At 63.9% G+C, this 20,113-nt stretch carries 18 protein-coding genes; 7 read left to right on the forward strand and 11 right to left on the reverse strand.

What is annotated here, in order from left to right:
* Positions 1-18 precede the first annotated feature (18 nt).
* From F8A10_RS20055 to F8A10_RS20095, 9 genes are all read right to left on the reverse strand, one after another.
* A complete protein-coding gene (locus F8A10_RS20055; RefSeq protein WP_010396565.1) occupies positions 19-933 on the reverse strand; it encodes an FAD:protein FMN transferase in 915 nt (304 codons plus the stop codon).
* A complete protein-coding gene (locus tag F8A10_RS20060) occupies positions 930-1,505 on the reverse strand; it encodes a nitrous oxide reductase accessory protein NosL (RefSeq protein ID WP_010396562.1) in 576 nt (191 codons plus the stop codon). Before F8A10_RS20060 ends, F8A10_RS20055 begins: the two co-directional genes overlap by 4 nt.
* Positions 1,502-2,326 (reverse strand): ABC transporter permease, encoded by an 825-nt coding sequence (locus F8A10_RS20065; protein WP_085501721.1) that lies wholly within the window; start codon positions 2,324-2,326, stop codon positions 1,502-1,504. The genes F8A10_RS20060 and F8A10_RS20065 overlap by 4 nt, the downstream gene beginning before the upstream one ends.
* The gene (locus tag F8A10_RS20070; protein ID WP_152368312.1) at positions 2,323-3,222 is read right to left on the reverse strand and encodes an ABC transporter ATP-binding protein; all 900 of its coding nucleotides are present in this window, start codon (positions 3,220-3,222) and stop codon (positions 2,323-2,325) included. The genes F8A10_RS20065 and F8A10_RS20070 overlap by 4 nt, the downstream gene beginning before the upstream one ends.
* The gene (locus F8A10_RS20075; protein WP_152368313.1) at positions 3,188-4,516 is read right to left on the reverse strand and encodes a nitrous oxide reductase family maturation protein NosD; all 1,329 of its coding nucleotides are present in this window, start codon (positions 4,514-4,516) and stop codon (positions 3,188-3,190) included. Before F8A10_RS20075 ends, F8A10_RS20070 begins: the two co-directional genes overlap by 35 nt.
* Before the next feature lie 4 nt (positions 4,517-4,520).
* Positions 4,521-6,479 carry a TAT-dependent nitrous-oxide reductase gene (gene nosZ / locus F8A10_RS20080; RefSeq protein WP_010396551.1) on the reverse strand — a complete coding sequence of 653 codons (1,959 nt, stop codon included), beginning with the start codon at positions 6,477-6,479 and terminating at the stop codon, positions 4,521-4,523.
* A 16-nt stretch (positions 6,480-6,495) separates the two neighbouring features.
* Positions 6,496-8,676: a NosR/NirI family protein gene (locus tag F8A10_RS20085; protein ID WP_152368314.1), complete on the reverse strand. Its 2,181-nt coding sequence runs from the start codon at positions 8,674-8,676 to the stop codon at positions 6,496-6,498.
* Entirely contained in the window at positions 8,673-9,185 is a 513-nt protein-coding gene (locus F8A10_RS20090) for a hypothetical protein (protein ID WP_152368315.1), read from the reverse strand. The genes F8A10_RS20085 and F8A10_RS20090 overlap by 4 nt, the downstream gene beginning before the upstream one ends.
* Positions 9,186-9,359: 174 nt before the next feature.
* Positions 9,360-9,977, reverse strand: a complete 618-nt coding sequence (locus tag F8A10_RS20095; RefSeq protein ID WP_010396545.1) for an FMN-dependent NADH-azoreductase — start codon at positions 9,975-9,977, stop codon at positions 9,360-9,362.
* A gap of 136 nt (positions 9,978-10,113) precedes the next feature.
* Here F8A10_RS20095 and F8A10_RS20100 point away from each other — a divergent pair, with 136 nt between their 5' ends.
* From F8A10_RS20100 to F8A10_RS20130, 7 genes are all read left to right on the forward strand, one after another.
* On the forward strand, positions 10,114-11,079 hold the full coding sequence (locus F8A10_RS20100) for a LysR family transcriptional regulator (protein ID WP_152368316.1): 966 nt from the start codon (positions 10,114-10,116) through the stop codon (positions 11,077-11,079).
* An 86-nt stretch (positions 11,080-11,165) separates the two neighbouring features.
* Positions 11,166-12,056 (forward strand): LysR family transcriptional regulator, encoded by an 891-nt coding sequence (locus F8A10_RS20105; RefSeq protein WP_010396541.1) that lies wholly within the window; start codon positions 11,166-11,168, stop codon positions 12,054-12,056.
* A gap of 147 nt (positions 12,057-12,203) precedes the next feature.
* Positions 12,204-13,751 carry an ABC transporter substrate-binding protein gene (locus tag F8A10_RS20110; RefSeq protein ID WP_152368317.1) on the forward strand — a complete coding sequence of 516 codons (1,548 nt, stop codon included), beginning with the start codon at positions 12,204-12,206 and terminating at the stop codon, positions 13,749-13,751.
* A complete protein-coding gene (locus F8A10_RS20115; protein WP_152368318.1) occupies positions 13,751-14,710 on the forward strand; it encodes an ABC transporter permease in 960 nt (319 codons plus the stop codon). The genes F8A10_RS20110 and F8A10_RS20115 overlap by 1 nt, the downstream gene beginning before the upstream one ends.
* 1 nt (position 14,711) lies before the next feature.
* Positions 14,712-15,542, forward strand: a complete 831-nt coding sequence (locus F8A10_RS20120) for an ABC transporter permease (protein ID WP_010396535.1) — start codon at positions 14,712-14,714, stop codon at positions 15,540-15,542.
* Positions 15,539-17,134 (forward strand): ABC transporter ATP-binding protein, encoded by a 1,596-nt coding sequence (locus F8A10_RS20125; RefSeq protein ID WP_152368319.1) that lies wholly within the window; start codon positions 15,539-15,541, stop codon positions 17,132-17,134. Before F8A10_RS20120 ends, F8A10_RS20125 begins: the two co-directional genes overlap by 4 nt.
* A gap of 75 nt (positions 17,135-17,209) precedes the next feature.
* Positions 17,210-19,219: a CocE/NonD family hydrolase gene (locus F8A10_RS20130; protein ID WP_152368320.1), complete on the forward strand. Its 2,010-nt coding sequence runs from the start codon at positions 17,210-17,212 to the stop codon at positions 19,217-19,219.
* 81 nt (positions 19,220-19,300) lie between these two features.
* Here the strand turns inward: F8A10_RS20130 and F8A10_RS20135 are convergent, their stop codons facing one another.
* A complete protein-coding gene (locus tag F8A10_RS20135) occupies positions 19,301-19,684 on the reverse strand; it encodes an H-type lectin domain-containing protein (RefSeq protein WP_010400911.1) in 384 nt (127 codons plus the stop codon).
* Between the two features lie 59 nt (positions 19,685-19,743).
* Positions 19,744-20,022, reverse strand: coding sequence for a hypothetical protein (locus F8A10_RS20140; RefSeq protein WP_010400914.1), 279 nt, complete (start codon positions 20,020-20,022; stop codon positions 19,744-19,746).
* Positions 20,023-20,113 lie beyond the last annotated feature (91 nt).

The raw sequence follows: 20,113 nt of genomic DNA on the forward strand, positions 1-20,113 counted from the left end.
TAGCTCTGCTCCGCCGACCTAGCCTGCCATATGTGCGGCTTCGAGCCGGGCCGCGGGAAAGGCTGACAGCAGCCCGTCCAGCGCCAGCCTGTCCGGGGTCAGACAGCCCGCGGTCGAAAGCGCATCCGCAAGCGCCGCGCCGGGGGCCGAGACGCTGACCGCGCGCCACACCGGCCGCGCCGGCATACCGCTGTGCGGATCGATGATATGCCCGTCCTGCCCACCGGCATCGAAACAGGTTCCCAGCGGAGCCGAGGTCGCCAGCGCCCGGCCGCGCAGCGCGGTACTGCCACCATCGGCCAGCTGCACTGGCCAGTCTGCGCCATCGGGCCGCGCCCCCAGCGCACGCAATTCGCCGGTGTCGATCAGGATATTGCTCAGCCCCTCGGCCTCAAGCAGCGCGGCTATGCGGTCGGCGACATAGCCCTGACCGATACCGTTCAGCGTCAGCGCCATGCCGGGGGCAAGCGTGATGCGGCCAGAATCCAGGTTCACGCCCTGCCAGCCGATCCGGGCCAGCACCGCGCGACGCTCAGCCTTGGCCGGACGACGACCTTGGGTCGCAGCCTCGGCCCAAAGCGACCAGAGTGGCTGCACACTGGGGTCAAACAACCCGCCGCTTGCGCGGTGCACGCTGCCAGCAAGCGACAGGCATTCGATCAGTTCAAATGGCGGAGCGTCCAGCGCCCCATCCCGGTTCAGGCGCGACAGTGCGCTTTCCGGGCGATAAAGGCTAAGGATGTTTTCCAGCCGCTCGATCTCGGCCAGGCAGCGGGCGGTGATGGCCCCGGCGTCAGGGTGGTCGATGTGGATCGCAGCGCGGGCGCCAAGCGCCTGCCCGACCCAATGGCGCGCGGGCCGGGCCTGCAATGTGGCGGGCAGCAAGGCAGCGGCAGCCGAAATGGTCAGAAAGCGACGACGGGAAAGGCTCATGTCGCAGGCTCCTCGGGTTGGTTCAGTGCGCGCAGGCGGTCCTGGAATTCAGCCTCGGAGCCGCTGTCGGCGGCGGCATCCCCGGGCGTCAGGACCATTGCGTCGGGGATGTCATTCAGACGCATGACCTGACCGCCATGCGCAGCGGCAAACTGCTCGGCCGCGGCGCGGCTGGAAAAAGGCACCGCCTCGGGCGCGCCCATACCGCCCATGCGGGACGAGCCAAGGACATAGAACGCATCCCCCGCAGCAATCCAGTTGCCCTGCCCCGGCTCGTCCCAGCCGGCACCGGGGCGGGCCATGTCATTGACGTGGATGGCAAGGATCGGGTGGCTTTGTTCGGGCATCCGGGCATAGGCGATGGCATCGCGGACCTGGCTGAAAAACAGTGGCGTCCCCGGCAGGCCCTTAAGATGCACCTGCGCCTTGGGGCCGGGATGTTCAAGCAGGTTCATCTGGCAGAAATGGCCCAGTGTTTCGGCATTCAGCTCGACCGGGTCGGTGTTCTGCGCGACCTCTTCGCGGCAGGCGGCAAGGCCGCAAAGCAGGATGAACACAAACGCCTTTCTCATGGCGTGACCTTTCGGAAAGCGGCAATGGCAAGCCCCAGTGCAGCCAGCGGCCAAAGAACCACCGACAGCGCCGATTGCCATAGCGGGATCGTCGCAGCAGCGCCGCCCATGCCAGCGGCGGCATTGGCAGCCTCGGCCGCGGCAAGGTTGAAAAGGCGAAAGGCGTCGGCGGGATTGGCAAGCAGCGCCACCGGCAGCACCCGGCCGGTCAGCGGTCCACCACCATCGGCAACGATCATCGCAAGCAGGCCCAGATCGTAAAGCACGACCAGACCCAGCCACAGCCCGACCGCAAGCCCCGCCGCACCGGACGGCCGCCGGGCAAGGCAGGACAGCGCATAGCCGACGCCGAGGAACGTGGCACCAAGCAACGTGGAGCTCCACATCAGTCGCCATAGCGCCGGCAGCCCCGCTGTCGAGGCGGGATCGACCCAGACCGCCGCCAGCGCCGCCGCGCCATAGCCCGCCCCCACCGCCAGTGCGAGGATCGCCATATGCGCGACAAGCTTGCCGGCCAGCACCTCGGCCCGGGCGACCGGATAGGTCAAAAGCAGCGGCAGGGTGCCACGCTCGACCTCTCCGGCAATGGCATCAAAGCTCATCAGCAGCGCAAGCAGCGGCACCAGATAGACAGCCAGCGAGGTCAGCGAAACCACGGTGACCGACAGCCGGTCGGCGCCGATATCGCCGGTGGGCGCAGCACCTGCCGCCGCCAGGACCAGTGCAAAAATCACCATCAGACCAATGGCAATCGCCACCCAGCGGTTGCGCAACGCGATGCGGAACTCAAGCGCGGCGGTGGAAAGGATGCGGCGGATCATTGCCCGTCTCTCCGGCTGAAATGGCTGTAGATGTCCTCAAGGCTGGGCGGGATCACCTCAAGATCCGCGACCTGCGGCCCAAGCGTGGCGATATGCGCAAGCAGCGCCAGCTTTTCCGTTTGGGCGCAGGTCAGATGCAGCGTTCCGTCATCCGCCTGCCGCGCCTGCGGCAGCGCGGCGGCCAGCGCAGCAGCTGCATCGGGCGCGGGGGTGACGATCAGCGCAACCGGCAGCGCAGCGCGGCGGCGCAGATCGGAAAGCGTGCCTTCGGCCACCAGCCGACCCTGCGACAGGATCAAGATACGATCAGTACGGGCCTCGACCTCGGTCAGCGCATGTGAGGACAAAAGGATCGCCGCCCCTTCGGCCGCGAGCCCGTCGAGAAGCGCATAGAAATCGCGCCGCGACACCGGGTCCAGCCCCGAGGTCGGCTCATCCAGCACCAGCAGCCCTGGCCGTCCGATCAGCGCCTGAGCCAAACCGACGCGCTGGCGCATGCCCTTGGAATAGGTGCCGATGCGCCGTCCTGCCGCCCGGGCCAGCCCGACCCGCTCAAGCAGTTCCGACGCCCGGCGCGGGCTTTCGCCACGCAGCGAAAGATAATGGCGGATCTGTTCCTCTCCGGTCAGGGCGGGGTGAAAGGCCGCATTCTCGGGCAGATAGGCTACCTGCGCGCGGGCACGGGCCGAACCGGGCGCGGCACCGCAGACCTGCACCTGCCCCCCGTCGAAAGGGATCAGGCCAAGGATGATCTTCATCATCGTCGATTTGCCCGCACCGTTATGGCCCAAAAGCGCGACGCGCATCCCCGGCCCAAGGCTCAGCGACACCTCGCTGAGCGCGCTCACGCCCTGAAAGCGTTTAGTGAGTCGCGAGATCGTCAGGGTCGAATTCATCATAAGTTCCTTTTGCCCATCGCCCGGCAACCTCTTGCTCATAGGCCTCGATCTCGGGCGGGACGGGGATGGAGAGCGGCCGCATCAGCGGCGCGCTGTCCTGAACGCCGCCCGGCAGGGTGGCGGGAAAGCTTTGCTGGCTCCAACGGATCAGCTGTACGGCGGGCGCACCGGTCAGCAGCGCGGCGGCAGGCTGAGACCATAGGATGTGATCCATCAGGTCATTCGGGCGATAGACCCCGTCGGCAATCCCGTCGCCGTTCAGGTCAAAGCCCGGATGATCGGACCAGAAATTGCCCCGCCCGTCATGGCTCCATTCCACATGGCGGGTGCCGACATATTTCACCTGCTCGCGGTTGCCGATAAAGGCGTTCCCGGTCAGCACGTTACGTTCCGACCCCGCGGTAAAGTGAATGCCGATGCCGCAATCCTGAAAGCGGTTCTTCCAGATCAGGTTGCGATGGGCGTTGTAGATGAAAAGGCATTTCCGCGTGCCGCCCCGGATCAGGTTGCCGGTCACGTCGGCATTGTTGGCATAGTTCAGCATCAGCCCGTGTTCGCGGTCGCCAAGGCTGAAATTATCCCGGATCACCGCCCGGTCCGAAAACATGATGGCATAGCCAAGATGGTTGCCGATGCTGATATTGCCCGACACCTCGGTATTGCGGGTATACATGAAATGCACCGCAAAGCGCAGGTCGCGAAACAGGTTGCCGCGATAGATGCTGTCGGCGCTGGCGTTGGAAAAGATGCCGTCGCGGCCATGGCGGATGCTGTTGCCCTCGATCAGCGTGCCCGGACTGTTCCAGACATAGATGCCGTTGCCCCGCTCATTCATATGGGGGTGGCGGGTGCCGATAATCTCATTGCCGATGACCTGGGCGTCGCGGCCGCCATGCACGTCGATGCCATGCATATTGCCGCTAAGCCTCAGCCCGCGGATCTGGGCCCTGTCGGCGCCCTTGAGGATCTTGACCCCGGCGTCGAGGTCCTTGTTCACCCCGCCCGAACCGGTGACGGAAAAGCCGCGCAAAGTGACATCGGGTGCGGCAATGGTGATGACCGTGCCCTGCCCCTGCCCGTCCACGACCGCACCGGGCGTGCCTGTGACGGTCAGCGGCCGATCAATGGTGACGGGACCGGCATGGGTCCCGTCCTGCAGTTGCAGCACATCGCCGGGCACAGCCCCGGCGATGGCGCGCGCCAGACTGTCCCCGCCCGGCATGACGACATGCTCGGCGGCCAGCGCCGGACAGGCCAGCAGCAGGGCAAGGATCGGGGACAGCCAGCGCATCGGATCAGCCCGCCTTCGGCTTGACCATCATGCGCCCGCGCATCTCCATATGCAGCGCGTGGCAGAACCACTGGCAGTAATACCAGTAGACGCCCGGATTGGCGGCCACGAAGGTCACCGAAGAAGTCTGCTGGGGCGAGATCTCCATCGCAACGCCATGGTTGCCCATGGTAAAGCCGTGGGTCAGGTCGTCGATCTCATCAAGGTTGGTGACGATGATCGTGACCTCGTCGCCTTCATTTACCGTAAAGCTTTCGACCGAAAAACTGGGCGCGACGCTGGTCATATAGACCCGCACCTTGTTGCCATCGCGGATGATCGTGTCGGTCCATTCATCAAGGTTGACACCATCGGCCTCGGCCTGCTTGCGGGTTTCGGCCCACATCGGGTCGTTACGGTCCCAGACCGAGCGGACATTGGACAGGACCGAGGGATGAACGGCGATCGCATCATGCGGCTCGGCAAAGGTCGGGCCGTCGTGAACCAGCACCATCTTGTCGCCCGAAATGTCGATCAGCTGGTCGTTTTCAGGCTTCAGCGGACCGACGTTCAGGAACCGGTCCTTGGAGAACTTGCACAGGCAGACCAGCCAGTCGTTGCTTGCGTCCAGCGTCTCGCCCATCACCGTCTTGAGGTGGCCCGGCTGGTAGTGAACGTCGATCTTGTCCTTGATCGGATCGACCTTTTCGCCCGCGTATGCGCGAATGGCGTCCTCGATGTTCCACTTGACCACCTGGCTGTCGAGGAACAGCGAGGTATAGGCGTTGCCCCGCCCGTCAAAGGCGGTGTGCAGCGGGCCAAGACCCAGCTCCGGCTCGGCCACCACGGCGCTGCGGGGATCGGCGTTTTCGTAAAAGAGCGCGTCAAACCGGGTCACATCCAGCACCGTCACCGTGGGCGACAACTTGCCCGCGACACAAAGATGCTTTTTATCCGGCGCCATGTTGCAGCCATGGGGGTTGTTGGCGATGGGGATGTAGCGGGTAAAGAGGCTGCCTGCCTCTTTGCGGCCGTCCAGCACCTTGACGCCGTTCAGTTCCTGATAGTTACCGGCGGCGATGGCCTTTTCGATCTCGGCAATGTTGAAGACCACGACATGGTCCATCTCGGCCTCGGTCATCTCGGCCAGCGTCATACCCATTTCCGAGTTATAGCTGGTCGAAAAGGCCCATTTGCCTTCGTAATCCGCGTCGCAGTTGTCCAGGTTGCCCGAGACGAGCACCTGCCAGGCGACATCCCATTTATCGGCGTCGACGGCGGTAAAGACGTTCACATAGGTAGACAGGTCCTCCATCGTGGTGCCGTCGTTGATCAGCGGCGCCTCGTCCTCGCCATTGCAGAAGACATAGTTCGTGCGTGGCCATTTCTGCGGGCGCAGACCATGGATGGCCTTGGCGTTCGGCACCTCAAGGATGGCATCGCATTTCATCACGTCGCAGCGTACCCGCGCCACGCGGGTATTGGCCTTGTCGTTCATGAACAGATAACGGCCGTCATATTTGCCCTCGGTAAAGGACATATGGACGTGGTGCAGGTCGCCGTTGTCATGGATGCGTTTCCCATTGGCGGCGAGCTGTTTTTTCGTCCGCTCGGTCATGCTGCGTTCATGGACGCGGATCGACTCATTGGTGACGCCCCAGCCGGTGGCCGAGCAGCGGTTAAAGACCGGCACCCGCATCAGCTCACGCATCGAGGGGATGCCAAGGATGCGCACCTCGCCCGTCTGGCCCGAGGACCAAAACCCGTAATAGCTGTCAAGCTGGCCCGGCGCGACCGCACCGTCGCCCGCGGCTGCCATAGCCGCACCGGCCCCGCCGACACTGGCGACACCCGCCGTGCCAAGCCCGACCGCCGCCGGCGCCAGCGCCAGCCGGCCGCCGAACGCGCCGGCGATGGCCGCGCTGCCCGCGGTCGCGCCCAGAAGCGCGCGCCGGCTAAGTCCCTTTTCGTGCTTCGATTCCATGATCGAACTCCTTCTTTCAAACTTCAATCTTGCGGGTGGCGTTAGGGTGGCCCGCAGGGGGCTGGCCCAGCCTGGGAGTGCTGCCTCCGGCCACGGCCTCACGCCGCTTGAGCTTTTTGATGACCACCGGACAGACGGATTTGGACTGGTAGAGCACCTGACAATGCAGACAGTTGATGCATTCGTTGGGATTGATCTCACCCGTCGGATGGATAGCCTGCACCGGGCATTGGCGGGCGCAGGTCTGACAGGGGTTACCGCATTCGTGGTAGCGCTTGAGCCAGTCGAACATGCGCATCCGCGCCGGGATCGCGAGCGCCGCACCAAGCGGGCACAGATAGCGGCAATAGAACCGCTCGACGAACAGTCCCGCGATCAGCAGCGCCGCCGCATAGGCGACAAAGGGCCATGCGCGCACGAATTTCAGGATGATCGCCGTCTTGAAGGGCTCGACCTCGGCCAGATGCTCGGCCTGTTCGACGCTCATCAGCGAGACACCGAACAGCCCAAGAAAGATCATGTACTTGACCGGCCACAGCCGTTCATTCAGACCCCAGGGCAGGGTCCATTGCGGGATGCGCAGCTTGCGCGCGATCTGGTTCGTCAGCTCTTGCAGCGCGCCAAAGGGGCACAGCCAGCCGCAATAGGCCCCCCGTCCCCAGAAAAGCAGCGCCGCCGCCACCGCAAACCACAGCACGAAAGTCAGCGGGTCCAGCAGGAACGCCTGCCAGCTAAAGCCGCTGACAAGGCTGCCAAACAGCGCCATCAGGTTCACGACCGAAAGTTGCGCATTGGCGTACCAGCCCAGCCAGACCAGCGTGACGGTCAGAAAACCCATGCGAAAGATGTAAAAGGCGCGCTCGTTGCGGGTGGCAAAGCTTTGGAAAAAGAACACCCCGGTCAGCACCAGCAGCATTGCCCCCAGCCCGACAATCCTGGCCTTGGAATCCAGCCAGATGCGTTTCCACAACTGGGCCTGCGCCGCGCCCTCATCAGGTTCGGACTGCGTGGCTGCGGCCTCGGGCGTGGGCACGGCAAGGCGGCGCAGGTAACGCTGGGGCAGTTGGTAGCCAAGGTCAAAAGTGTGAAAGACCTTGTCGATCGGCCCGACCTCGCGCTGCACAAGCAGCTGAATGCGGAACGGTTTCGCCGGATCAAACCCCGAGGCGGCGGGGATACGGAACAGGTCCATCTCGGTGAATTCGGGGGCGCCCTCGGCGGCGATCCCGTTCAGCCGCCGGTGATCACGGTCACGAAAGCGGACCGAAACGTCATCCTGAATAAGCACGATCCGGTCAAAGATACCGCCGCGCACATAGCCCGAACCCTTGAAGCTGTAGAGCCCGCGTCCCATCACCGCGATGGCGTGATCCCCCTCACCAAGCCAGCTTTGCAGGTTCGCTTGCTGCGCCTCTCCGATCACGGCCTTGCCTATGGCCGGGACCGAGACCAGCCCGGCGTGCATCTCGATAAAAGTAGTCTCGGGCGGCGCGCCAAGCGCCCGCTCGGCGGCGCGAGGGTCGGGGTTGGCGGCAAAAGCCGCGTTCACCTGCCCAACGTCCAGAGACAGCCGCCGCAGGGTTCCGTCGCCCTCGATCTCGTGCCAGTCGGCCGGGGCGGCGGCGTCGGGGTCAATCTCGAATTCGGGGCCGGTTGCGGCGGCTTCGGGGGCAAGCCCGCCCAGACCCAGTGCCCGCGCGACCTTAAGGCCCGAACGCGTGATCGAATCGTCGATCACCATCACCGTTACCGTGGCGCCCGAGATGATCTCGACCTCATGCGCGGTGCCGCCCGATTGGGCCTCTGCCACCAGATCCAGACCCTGATAACCCTCGACCAGTGCCTTGACCCGGGCCTCGGGGATGCCGATCAGGACGATTGGTTCAGAGTGTCTGACCAGCTGGACGCCAGCGACCTTTGCATCCTTGTCCAGCGCCACCAGCGTATGAATGGGCTTGCCCGAATAGCCTGTGGTGCCGACGAAATCCGAGGTGACAAAGGCATGGGCCACCGTCTCGCCCCCCTTCAGCACTGGCGCGACGGCGAGATCGGACCTGATCGGGCCGAAGGCATCGGCACCGGGCACCAGATCGGCGGCATGCTGTTGCGGTAAAAGCTGCGCCAGCACGCTTTCCGCTGCGGCGGGCAACGCCGGAAAAAGCAGTGCAAAGGTCAGGATGAGACGAAATAGGGTCATACGGAGACATCCAGGAAATTTGCCCGGACCCCGCGCATCGGCCAGCCTGGCCGGGGTGCGCGCTGCATCTGGCCATTGCCCTCAGGCAAGGCAGCAACAGTCCGGGCATCAGGAAAGACGGGCGGGCCGCGCGTCAGGACAAGCGGGGGCCGGATTGCGCCATGTACCTGCGGGGCGGCCGGCAAAATGCCCGCCCGCGCATATGTCCGGACAACGATACCGGGCAGCGGCCGGGGCTGCGGATCGGCGCTGGCAAGCGGCAGGTTGCACAACCGGCAATCGTTACAGTCCTGAGGGGCGGGACGTTCATTGCCCTCGGCATCAAGCCAGACGGTGCGCGCATGACCACCGGCGCAGATGACCACCTGTTCCAGCGGGCCGGCGAGTGCCGCGGCCAGATGGCCGGGCATCGCCGCCCCGGTCGCCACCTGGCCGGCCAGAACGGTCAGGGCCATCACGACGAGAGAGAAAAGGCGTCGGACCTGGTTATGGACGGCTTGGTGGCGCATACCCCCTGTCTAGGCAAGCGGCCATTTGCTTCGTTGACTTTGATCAAAAACCGTTCGGTTTAATCGGGTAACGCCTGCGGCAGCCTGACGCAGGGGTCACAACCTTGGAAAACGAGCAAGGCCGGCGCGAAACGCACCGGCCTTACAGCAGCTTTGGCGATGTTTTATGTGACGTCAGGCAGCGAGCGCCAGTTCCTCGGACCGGACCTGAGCAGCGGCAATCGCCTTTTCAGCAGCCTCAGGACCAAATGCGAGGCCTTCGACATAGACAACTTCGATATCGGTCATGCCCATGAAGCCCAGCACAGTGCGCAGATAGGGAACGGCATGGTTCATGCCCATAGCCGCGCCTTCCGAGTAAACGCCGCCCGCAGCAAGGACGACATAGACCTTTTTGCCGGTCACCAGCCCTTCGGGACCGTTTTCGGTATAACGGAAAGTCTGACCAGCACGGGCCACATTGTCGATCCAGCTTTTCAGCGTGGAGTAGATGTTAAAGTTGATCAGACCGGTGCCGATGATCACCGCATCAGCCGCCAAAAGCTCGGCAACCAGTTTGTCAGAATAGGCAGCGGCAGCGGCCTCTTGCTCATTGCGTGCCTCGGCGGGTTTGCGGATCGCCGAAGTCGTCACCGTATCAAGATGGGGGATCGGCTCGGCACCCAGATCGCGGTGGTGGATCTGTGCATCGGGGTTTTTCGCGCGCAGGGCATTGGCCAGATCGGTGGCAACCTTGCTCGACAGCGATTCATCGCCACGCGGGCTCGAAGTGATCAGCAGAATTGAGGACATGATCCCAGTCTTTCCTTGTCTTTCAGTTTTCCCTGACGGCCCGGGGCCGTTGCATGGGCGATAACCTAGGGCTGGAATATGATCCGTAAAACCGATAAAATATCGAAGTTAGCTATCGAAAAAATGGATGGCAAAGATGGAAGCCAACCCCACCCTTGACCAGTTGCAGGTCTTTCTGGCCGTCGCCGAAAGCGGGGGGTTTTCGGCTGCCTCGCGCCAGCTGAACCGGGCGCAATCGGTGGTCAGCTACACCATTGCCAATCTTGAGGCGCAGCTGGATGTGGTTCTGTTTGAGCGTGCCGGCCCACGCCGGCCCCGTCTGACCGAGGCTGGCAAGGCCCTGCTGACCGATGCACGGCGGATCGTTTCGGACCTGCAGGTTCTGCGGGCGCGGGCGCGCAGCCTTAAACAGGGGCTTGAGGCTGAGCTGTCCCTGGCGATCAGCGTCATGGTGCCCTCGGAAATCGTGGTCGCGGTCCTGCGCGGGTTTCGTGACACCTTCCCCTCGGTGGCGCTGAACCTGACGGTGGGTGAACTGGGCGCGGTGATGAACCTTGTGATCAACGGTAAGGCAGATATCGGCATCGGCGGCGCGCCTCTGCTGAACAATGACCTGATCTCGGCCGATAAGCTGGGGCATTCTTTCATGGTGCCGGTGGCCGCTGCCAGCCACCCTTTGGCCCGGCTGGGCCGCCCCCTGACCCTTGCCGATGTGCGCGAAGAGGTTCAACTGGTGGTCACTGACGCCTCGGGCCTGACCAGCGGGCGAAACTTCAACGTCCTTTCCTACAAGATCTGGCGCGTCGGCGATGTGGCGACCAAGCACCAACTGATCCGCGGCGGGCTTGGCTGGGGCGGACTGCCGGCTGCTCTGGTCAGAAAGGACCTGAAATGCGGGCGGCTGGTACAGCTGGATCTGGATGCCTACGAACTGGGCGAATACTCGCTTTATGCGCTTTGCCGGGCTGACCATTCGCCGGGCCCCGCGACCAGCTGGCTGATCGAGGCGTTTCGCCAACGGCTGTCGGCCTGTCCCAAGCAGGTCGACCTGTCCAATCTTGCCAAGGCCGGGGACGAATGCGTCACGGCGAAACCGGCCTGACCGGGCACGGCATGCAACCGGCACTTGCCTATGGGTCCATGATGAAATTTCATGGTCTCTGACCCGCCGCCAGAAGCAGGCCTCCGATGACCCGCCTTCGCGTCCCCCCTCTCAGCGCCCTTGTTGCATTTCAGACCGTCGCCCGCTGCGGCTCGATCTCGGCCGCCGCACAAATTCTGGGGCTGACGCAAAGCGGGGTCAGCCGCCAGATCGCCCGGCTTGAGGATCATGTCGGCGCAGTGCTTTTCGAACGCACGACCTCTGGCGTCATGCTGAATGCGCTGGGGCAGGAATATGCCTTGCAGGTCGGCCAGGCCATGGATGCACTTTCGGTGCTGAGCGAGGGAATGCCCGGCACACATGACAGTCACCGTGTCGTGCTGGCCTGCTCACAGGGTGTGGCCGATCTGTGGGTGATGCCGCGTCTTGCCGCCCTGCACCATGAGTTGCCCTGGCTTGAGCTGAAGTTGCGGGTGGACGAGAATATCTCGCAACTGCGGCCAGATGAATATGATCTGGCGCTTTACCACCGCCCGGGCCGGGTGGCCGATTTCGTCATGCATCCGCTTGGCGCCGAAGAGATGGTGCCCGTCACCGCCCCCGGGCAGCCACTGCTGGCCGAAATGGAAACCCCACTGCTGTTGACCATGGAAGAAACCTTCAAAGAGTGGACAGATTGGGGCAACTGGCTTTTCAGCGCCGGCGTCACCCTGCCCGAGGCAACGATGCGCTGGAAAATGGGCAGCTACCGGCTGGCGATCGAGGCAGCAGTGCAGGGAACCGGCGTTGCCATGGGCTGGACATGGTTGGTCCAGGACCTGATCGACGCCGGCCATCTTGTCCAGGCCCACCCATACCGGCTGATGGGTCAGGGGCGCTATTACCTGATACGCCCGACCCAGCGGCACCTGCGCGCACCGGCGAAAAAGCTGTTCGATTGGCTGGTAGCAAGCAACCGTCACGGGATCACGAAATGATCCGGCCTCGCCGCCCTGCCCCTGCGTCAAAGGGGTATGACTGAAAATCATTTGCCTTGCCCTGCCCGCGCCATAGGGTTGAGCCCTGCCAACAGGTCACGGGATCGTTCAACACGGGGAGGCGCCGTATCTGCGGCGTAAAAACACATGAACCACGGACAACCCTCGCAGATCGGGCGGCGCGGCTTGCTTGCCGGCGCGGCGGGACTATCGGCACTGGCACTGTTCCCCGGCCGGCTGTCTGCCCAGGACACCCCCCGACGGGGCGGCGTTTTGCGCATGGGGCTGGGCGGCGGCTCGACCACCGACGATTTCGATCTGCGCAAGCTCAACGACTGGGTGCCGGTGAACCAGGCCTATATGGTGATGAACGGCCTGGTCGAGATCGACGCCGAAAACATCGCCCGGCCCGAGCTGTTTGAAAGCTGGGAGACTGGCGAAGGCGCCGAGGAATGGCTGTTCCGCGTCCGTCAGGGCATCACCTTCCACAACGGCAAGACCCTGACCGCCGATGACATCGTCTATTCGCTGAACCTGCACCGGGGCGACAGCTCTTCGGCGGCGCGTTCGATTGCAGCGGCGTTCAGCGACGTCCGGAAAGTATCGCAACATGAGGTCAGGATAACCCTGACCTCGGGCAACGCCGACCTGCCCTATGTCTTGTCGGATTATCATTTCCTCGTCGTGCCCGAGGGCTTTACCGACTGGGCAAACCCCATCGGCACCGGCCCCTTTGTCCCCGAAAGCATCGAGCCGGGCGTGCGTGCACGTTTCCGTCGCAACCCTGATTACTGGAAGCCGGGCTGCGCCAATGTCGATACGGTCGAGGTCATCGTCATTAACGATATCGCCGCCCGCACCAACGCGCTGATGTCGGGACAGGTGCAGGTGATCAATAACCTTGATCTCAAGACCGTGGATCTGCTGGCACGCAACCGCAATCTGGAGATCGTGCGCTCAAAGGGCGGGCAACACTATACCTTCCTCATGGATTGCACCAAGGCGCCGTTTTCGGATGCGAATGTGCGGCTGGCGGTGAAACATGCGGTGGACCGTGAACTGCTGCTCAAGACCGCGCTTCTGGGCAATGGAGCACTTGGCAACGACCACCCGATCCCGTCCTCGGACCGTTTTTTCAACAGTGAACTGCCGCAGCGCCCATATGATCCGGACAAAGCCAGATTCCATCTGCGGCAGGCGGGGCTTGAGGGGCTGACGCTTACGCTGCACAGCTCGGATGCGGCATTCCCGGGGGCGGTGGACGCAGCAGCGATCTACCGCACCACGGCCGCCCCGGCAGGGATCGAGGTCGCCATCCAGCGCGAGCCTGCCGACGGCTATTGGGACAATGTCTGGATGAAGGCGCCCTTCTGCATGTCCTATTGGGGCGGAAGGCCGACGGCAGATCAGATGCTGACCATCGCCTATGCCTCTGGCTCGGCCCAGAACGACACCCATTGGGCCAGTGCCGATTTCGACCGGTTGCTGACCGAGGCGCGCGCCCTGCTCGACGACAGCCGCCGCCGCGAGATCTATTGGGAGTTGCAGCGCATGATCCATGACGATGGCGGCGCGATGATCCCGATGTTCGGCGACTATCTCGACGCCGTTTCGGTCAAGGTCAAAGGGGTTACGCCGCATCCGATGTTCAACCTGATGGGCGCGCGTATGGCCGAAAAGGTCTGGCTGAACTGATGGCGTGGCTGATCCTGCAGCGGCTGGGACTGGGGGTCATCACCCTGGTCTTGGTCTCGATGTTGGTCTTTGCGGGCACCGAGATCCTGCCCGGCGACGTGGCCGCCGCAATCCTTGGCCAGAATGCGACACCTGAGTCACTGGCCGCGCTGCGGCAAGAACTTGGCCTCGATTCCGGGCCGGTCGCGCGTTACCTCGCCTGGGCCTCGGGTATTCTGCATGGCGATCTGGGGCAGTCGCTGGCCAATCGCCAGCCGGTTGGCGAGCTGCTTTGGCCCCGGTTTGGCAATACCATGGCGCTGGCCGGTTACGCGGCCGTCATCGCTGTGCCGCTGGCAGTCGGGCTGGGGATATCCTCGGCAGCCCTTCGCGGCTCGTTCTTTGATCGGGCGGCGAATGTCGTGGCGCTGGCGACCGTCTCATTGCCGGAATATTTCCTGGGACTGCTGCTGATCCTGTTCGTCTCGGTCCAGTGGGGGCTGTTGCCAAGCCTTGCCGATACTTGGTCCGGCATGGGTCTGGCAGCATGGCTGCAGGCCACGACCCTGCCGATGCTGGTGCTGGTTCTGGTGACCGTTGCGCAGATCATGCGCATGACCCGTACGACTGTCCTTGCAGTAATGGACCAGCCATTTATCGAAACGGCCTGCCTCAAGGGGTTGCCCATGGGCCGCGTCGTGCTGGTCCATGCCGTGCCGAATGCGCTTGGCCCGACCATCAATGTCGTCGCTTTTAACCTGACCTATCTGATCGCCGGTGTGGTGCTGGTCGAGACAATCTTCAATTACAACGGGCTGGGCCGGTTCATGGTCGATGCGGTCTCGAAACGAGACGTGCCGATGGTGCAGGCGGCCGCAATGGTCTTTGCCGCTGTCCATGTGGTGATGAACATGCTGGCCGATATCGCGGCGATCGCGCTGAATCCTCGCCTGCGCCACCCACGCGTGAAGGAGTCCTGAGATGACCCTGCCGGTTTTCGGACGGATCCCCCTCTCGGCCGTCTTTGGCACGCTGATCCTTGCGGGGACGTTGGTGCTGTTTCTCTTTGGACCGATGCTTGCCCCCTATGGACAGGAAGATGTGCTGGGCATGCCCTTTGCCGAGCCGTCTGCCGCCCATCCCCTTGGGCTGGACCAGAACGGGCGGGACATGATGTCGCGCCTTTTGCACGGGGCGCGCATGTCGGTGGGCGTGTCGCTGGCGGCGGTGGTGATCTCATTCTGCATCGGGGTGCCGCTGGGCTTTCTGGCTGCGCTGAGGGGTGGCTGGCCCGATCTGATCGGGGCACGACTGGTCGATATCGTCATGTCTATTCCGGTGCTGATCTCGGCGCTTGTCGTCTTGCAGGCACTTGGTTCAAGCTTGCCGGTCCTGATCGGAACCATCGCGCTTTTGGACAGCACGCGGGTGTTTCGCCTTGCCCGCATCCTGGCACAAGGGATCGTGGTGATGGAATATGCCGAGGTCGCCCGTCTGCGCGGCGAGGGCCTGTGGTGGATGCTGCGCCGCGAGATCCTGCCCAATGCCCTGCCGCCGTTGATGGCCGAATTCGGGATGCGCTTCTGCTTTGCCTTCCTGTTCGTCGCGGGGCTGTCTTACCTTGGGCTGGGGGTGCAGCCGCCCTTTGCCGACTGGGGCGGCATGGTGCGCGACTGCCAGCAGGGCATCCTTTATGGCCTTTACGCGCCCCTGTTTCCGGCCGGAACGATCGCGCTTGTCACCATCGGCGTCAACCTTGTCGTTGACTGGGCGCTGGCCGGACGCACCACCATACAGGGAGAAAACCGATGAGCCATGTACTGCAGATCCGTGACCTCAGGGTCGAAGCGCCGGATGGCACGGTACTGCTGCACGGCGTCTCGATGGACCTGAACCCGGGTGAGGTACTGGGTCTGATCGGGGAATCCGGTGCGGGAAAATCGACGGTTGCGCTGGCCTCGATGGGCTATGGCCGGGGCGGCTGCCGCATCACAGGGGGCGAAATCCGCCTTGCCGGGACCGAGATGCGCACCGCACCGCGCCAGACACGGGAGGCTTTGCGCGGCACCCGCATCGCTTATGTGGCGCAAAGCGCTGCGGCAGCCTTTAACCCGGCGATGCGGCTGGAACGCCAGATCCTCGAAGTACCGCGCGTCCACGGGCTGATGAACGAGGCCGAGGCCCGCGTCTGGATGACCGACCTGTTCAGCGCCCTGCAATTGCCGGACCCCGAACATTTCGGCCGGCGGTTTCCGCATCAGGTCTCGGGCGGGCAGTTGCAGCGGGCGATGATCGCCATGGCCATGGCAGGAAAGCCCGATATCCTGGTGCTGGACGAGCCGACGACCGCGCTGGACGTCACCACCCAGATCGAGGTGCTGCGGCTGTTGCGCGACGTGATCCGCCGCTATGGGACCGCCGCGCTTTACATCACTCATGACCTGGCGGTGATCGCCCAGATCGCCGACCGGCTGATGGTGCTACGCAATGGGCGCGAAGTCGAGACCGGCCCGACCGCCGCGCTGCTTGACACGCCGCAACAGGATTACACCCGCCTGCTGGTGGCCGAGCGGCACGGCAGCCTGACTGCCTCGCAGCGCATGCACAATCCTGGCAAGGATGAATTGCTGGCAATCGAAGGTGTCGATGCCTTCTATGGCCGGACACAGGTTCTGCATGACGTCTCGCTGCGCCTGAACCGGGGTGAAACGCTGGCCGTGGTGGGCGAATCCGGCTCGGGCAAGTCGACGCTGGCACGGCTGATCGCCGGACTTTTGCCGCCGGCGCGGGGCGAAGTAAGGCTGGACGGCGCATGCCTGCCACCGGAGTTGAGCCAGCGCGACAACGCCCAGCTACGGCGTGTCCAGCTTGTCTATCAGTTGCCCGATGTGGCATTGAACCCGCACCAGACCGTGGGTGAGGTGATCGGCCGACCGCTGGCGCTGTTCGGAGGACTGCGCGGCCGGGCGCTGAAAGACGAGGTTGCGCGGCTGTTGGATCAGATCGGCCTGCCCGCCTGTTTCGCCGCCCGGCTGCCCGGCGCATTGTCTGGCGGGCAGAAACAGCGCGTCTGCATCGCCCGTGCGCTGGCGGCAAAGCCGGATCTGCTGATCTGCGACGAGGTGACCTCGGCACTTGATCCGCTGGTGGCCGAGGACATCCTGCGCCTCTTGCTCCAGCTTCAGGACGAATTGGGCATCGCCTATCTTTTCATCACCCACGACCTGTCGGTGGTCCGCCGCCTCGCCGACCGGGTGATGGTGATGCAGACGGGCCGGATCATCGAGACAGCCGGGACCGCGACGCTATTTGCGACGCCGGAGCAGGCCTATACGCGCCGCCTGCTTGCCGCAGTCCCCGAGCTGCGCACCAATTGGCTGGACGAGGTCACCGCCGCGCACTGATCCCCGCCCCTCCATCCGCCGACGCAGGCCCCTTACGCGGCGCCGGTCCCTTTCCTGATGCCAGCGGAGAGTAGAATGAGCATAGAAGTTATTGAAAATACTTGGATACCACTGAGTGACGGCACCCGTCTTGCGGCGCGGATCTGGCTACCCAGTGGCGCACGGTCGCATCCGGTCCCCGCGGTTCTGGAATATATTCCCTATCGCAAACGCGACGGAACCCGGGGCCGGGACGAGCCAATGCACGGCTATTTCGCGCAGCACGGCTATGCCTCAATTCGGGTGGACATGCGCGGCAGCGGTGATTCCGACGGTCATCTGGCCGATGAGTACCTGGCGCAGGAACAGGATGACGCTCTTGAGATCATCGACTGGATCACCGCGCAGGAATGGTGCTCGGGCAATGTCGGAATGATGGGAAAAAGCTGGTCGGGCTTTAACTGCCTGCAAGTCGCCATGCGCCGCCCGCCCGCGCTAAAGGCCGTCCTGAGCTGTTATTCGACTGACGACCGTTTCCGCGACGACATCCATTTCATGGGCGGCTGTCTGCTGAACGACAACCTGTGGTGGGGTTCGATCATGCTGGCCTATCAGGCCCGTCCGCTTGACCCCGAGATCGCCGGAGCAGGCTGGCGCGATCGCTGGCTTGAGCGGATCAGGAACCTGCCCTTCTTTCCGGCGCTATGGGCCGCCCATCAAAGCTATGACGACTATTGGAAACATGGTTCGGTCCAAGAGGACTGGTCCGCGATTCAATGCCCGGTGCTGGTGGTCGGTGGCTGGGTGGACAGCTATACCAACTCGGTCCCGCGCCTGCTGGAAAAGCTGCCTGTGCCAAGCCGCGGCATCATCGGCCCCTGGGGTCATGTCTATCCCCATGACGGCGTCCCCGGGCCCGCGATCGGCTTTCTGCAAGAGGCGGTGCGCTGGTGGGATCACTGGCTCAGGGGCATTGATACCGGAGTGATGGATGAGCCGCAGCTGCGCGCCTTTATCAACGACCCCACGCCTCCGACCGGCACCCGAAAAGAACAGCCCGGCCGCTGGGTGGGTGAGATGCGCTGGCCCAGCCCCACCATCCTGCCACATGTGCTGCATCTGCATGCGAATGGCACGCTTGCGCCCATGCCCCGGACTGACGACGCGGAACTGTCGATCCGCTCGCCTCAGGATCACGGCCGCGCCGGTGGTGAATGGATGGGCACCGGCTGCGAGGGCGAGATGCCGACCGATCAGCGCCTTGATGACGGGGGGGCGCTGAATTTTACCTCTGCCGCGCTGACCGATGCGGTCGAGATCCTTGGCGCGCCAGAGCTTGAGCTTGAGCTTGGCGCCGATGTCCCGGTGGCCCAGCTTGGCGTACGACTGTGCGACGTGCTGCCCTCGGGCGAGGTGCTGCGTGTCTCGTATCAGGTGCTGAACCTCACCCACCGGGACAGTCACGAAACGCCGACGCCGCTGGAGCCCGGCCAGCGCTATCGCATCAAGATCATGCTGTCGGCCTGTGGGCATCGCTTCCTGCCCGGGCACCGGATCCGGGTGTCAATCGGAACAGCATATTGGCCAATGATCTGGCCCGCGCCGCAACCCGCCACGGTGACGATCCGGCCCGGAGATTGCCGCCTGACGCTGCCCATGCGTGACCCCTCGGCCCCGCAAGCCGAGGTGTCCTTTCCCCCGCCCTCTTCTGGAGTTTTGGCCGTTTTGACGCGAACTGATCCTGGCTTGGTGCTGCGCGCGTCGTCGTTTGACCATGTCACCGGGGTTGCGCACTATATCACCGAGGGGCGGGGCGGGCTTTTCGGCGAGGGGATCGTGCGCATTGATGAGACCGGCACCGAACTGGCCCATAACCTGCGCCGTGAGCTGACCATCCGGCCCGACGATCCCCTGTCGGCACGCTATGTCCTGACCCAAAGCTATGAGATGGGCCGCAAAGGCTGGCGCACACGTATCGAAACCGTCACGGAGATGAGCGCGGATGCCGGGCGTTTCTTCCTGAAAGGCCGGCTGATCGCCTATGAAGGCGCGAACGAGGTCGCACGACGCGATTGGGACGAGACAATCCCCCGCCATCTGCTCTGACGCAAAAGGGGGCGCTGCCGCCCCCTGCACTCTGTCTTGACTGTCGCCCCCTTTTGGGGACCTTCTGTGTCGAAGGGAGGCTCAGTTACTCTGGACGGCATCGTGGCTGCCTGTTGAGGGGCCGATTGCCTGCCAGGTCACCGAGGCCCGCGCGATATGCGTGTCGCCCCAGGTCACAAACTCGACCACAAAACCAGAGCGTGTCACCTCCACCGCCTCGAGCCGGAAGCGCAGGTTCTGGTCATGCGCCGCATCAAGCCCGCTCAGCCCCAGGTTCACGCATGGAACCGCACCGAAAGGCGCGACAAATGAGGTGCTGATCCGGACACTCCGGTCACCACTGCCCGCCCACATCGGCAGCCCCGCATCAACATGGTTGAAGAGCTCGCCCGAGGCGCTGATCATCTGAAGCTCTCCGGTCCAGATCAGGTTCTGCGTAAAAGGAGAGCGCGTATCATCCAACATCTTCTGATCTCCGATCCTGATCGACCCCCGGCCGCGGCCGGGGCTTACGAAGCGCGGCTTCACAAGGACAAATCGGGTTCAGAGGCGCCGGCGGGACTGGTGCCCGCGGCCTTCTGACGCTGCCCCTCACTGAGGCAGATCTGATCCGCGGCAGCCACCGTCATATTCGCCGGGCGATCAATCGAGCGGTCCCAGGTGACGAGCGATCTGGTGTAAAGCTGGCAGGTGACCGGGCCCGAGGCCGTCTGGACCGTCACCGGCGCCGTTTCATAATCCTTGGGGTCGATCGAACAGGCCGCAAGCAGCCCCAGCGCCAGGACCGGCAGGAATTTGTTCATCTCTGGTTACCTTCTGCTACCATTACACAAGACAGGGCGCGGAACTCCCGGGCCCGCCGTTACTTCCGCCCCGCCCGACACGGGGCGGGAC

Source organism: Paracoccus kondratievae (assembly GCF_009301415.1).
GTDB classification, from domain to species: domain Bacteria; phylum Pseudomonadota; class Alphaproteobacteria; order Rhodobacterales; family Rhodobacteraceae; genus Paracoccus; species Paracoccus kondratievae.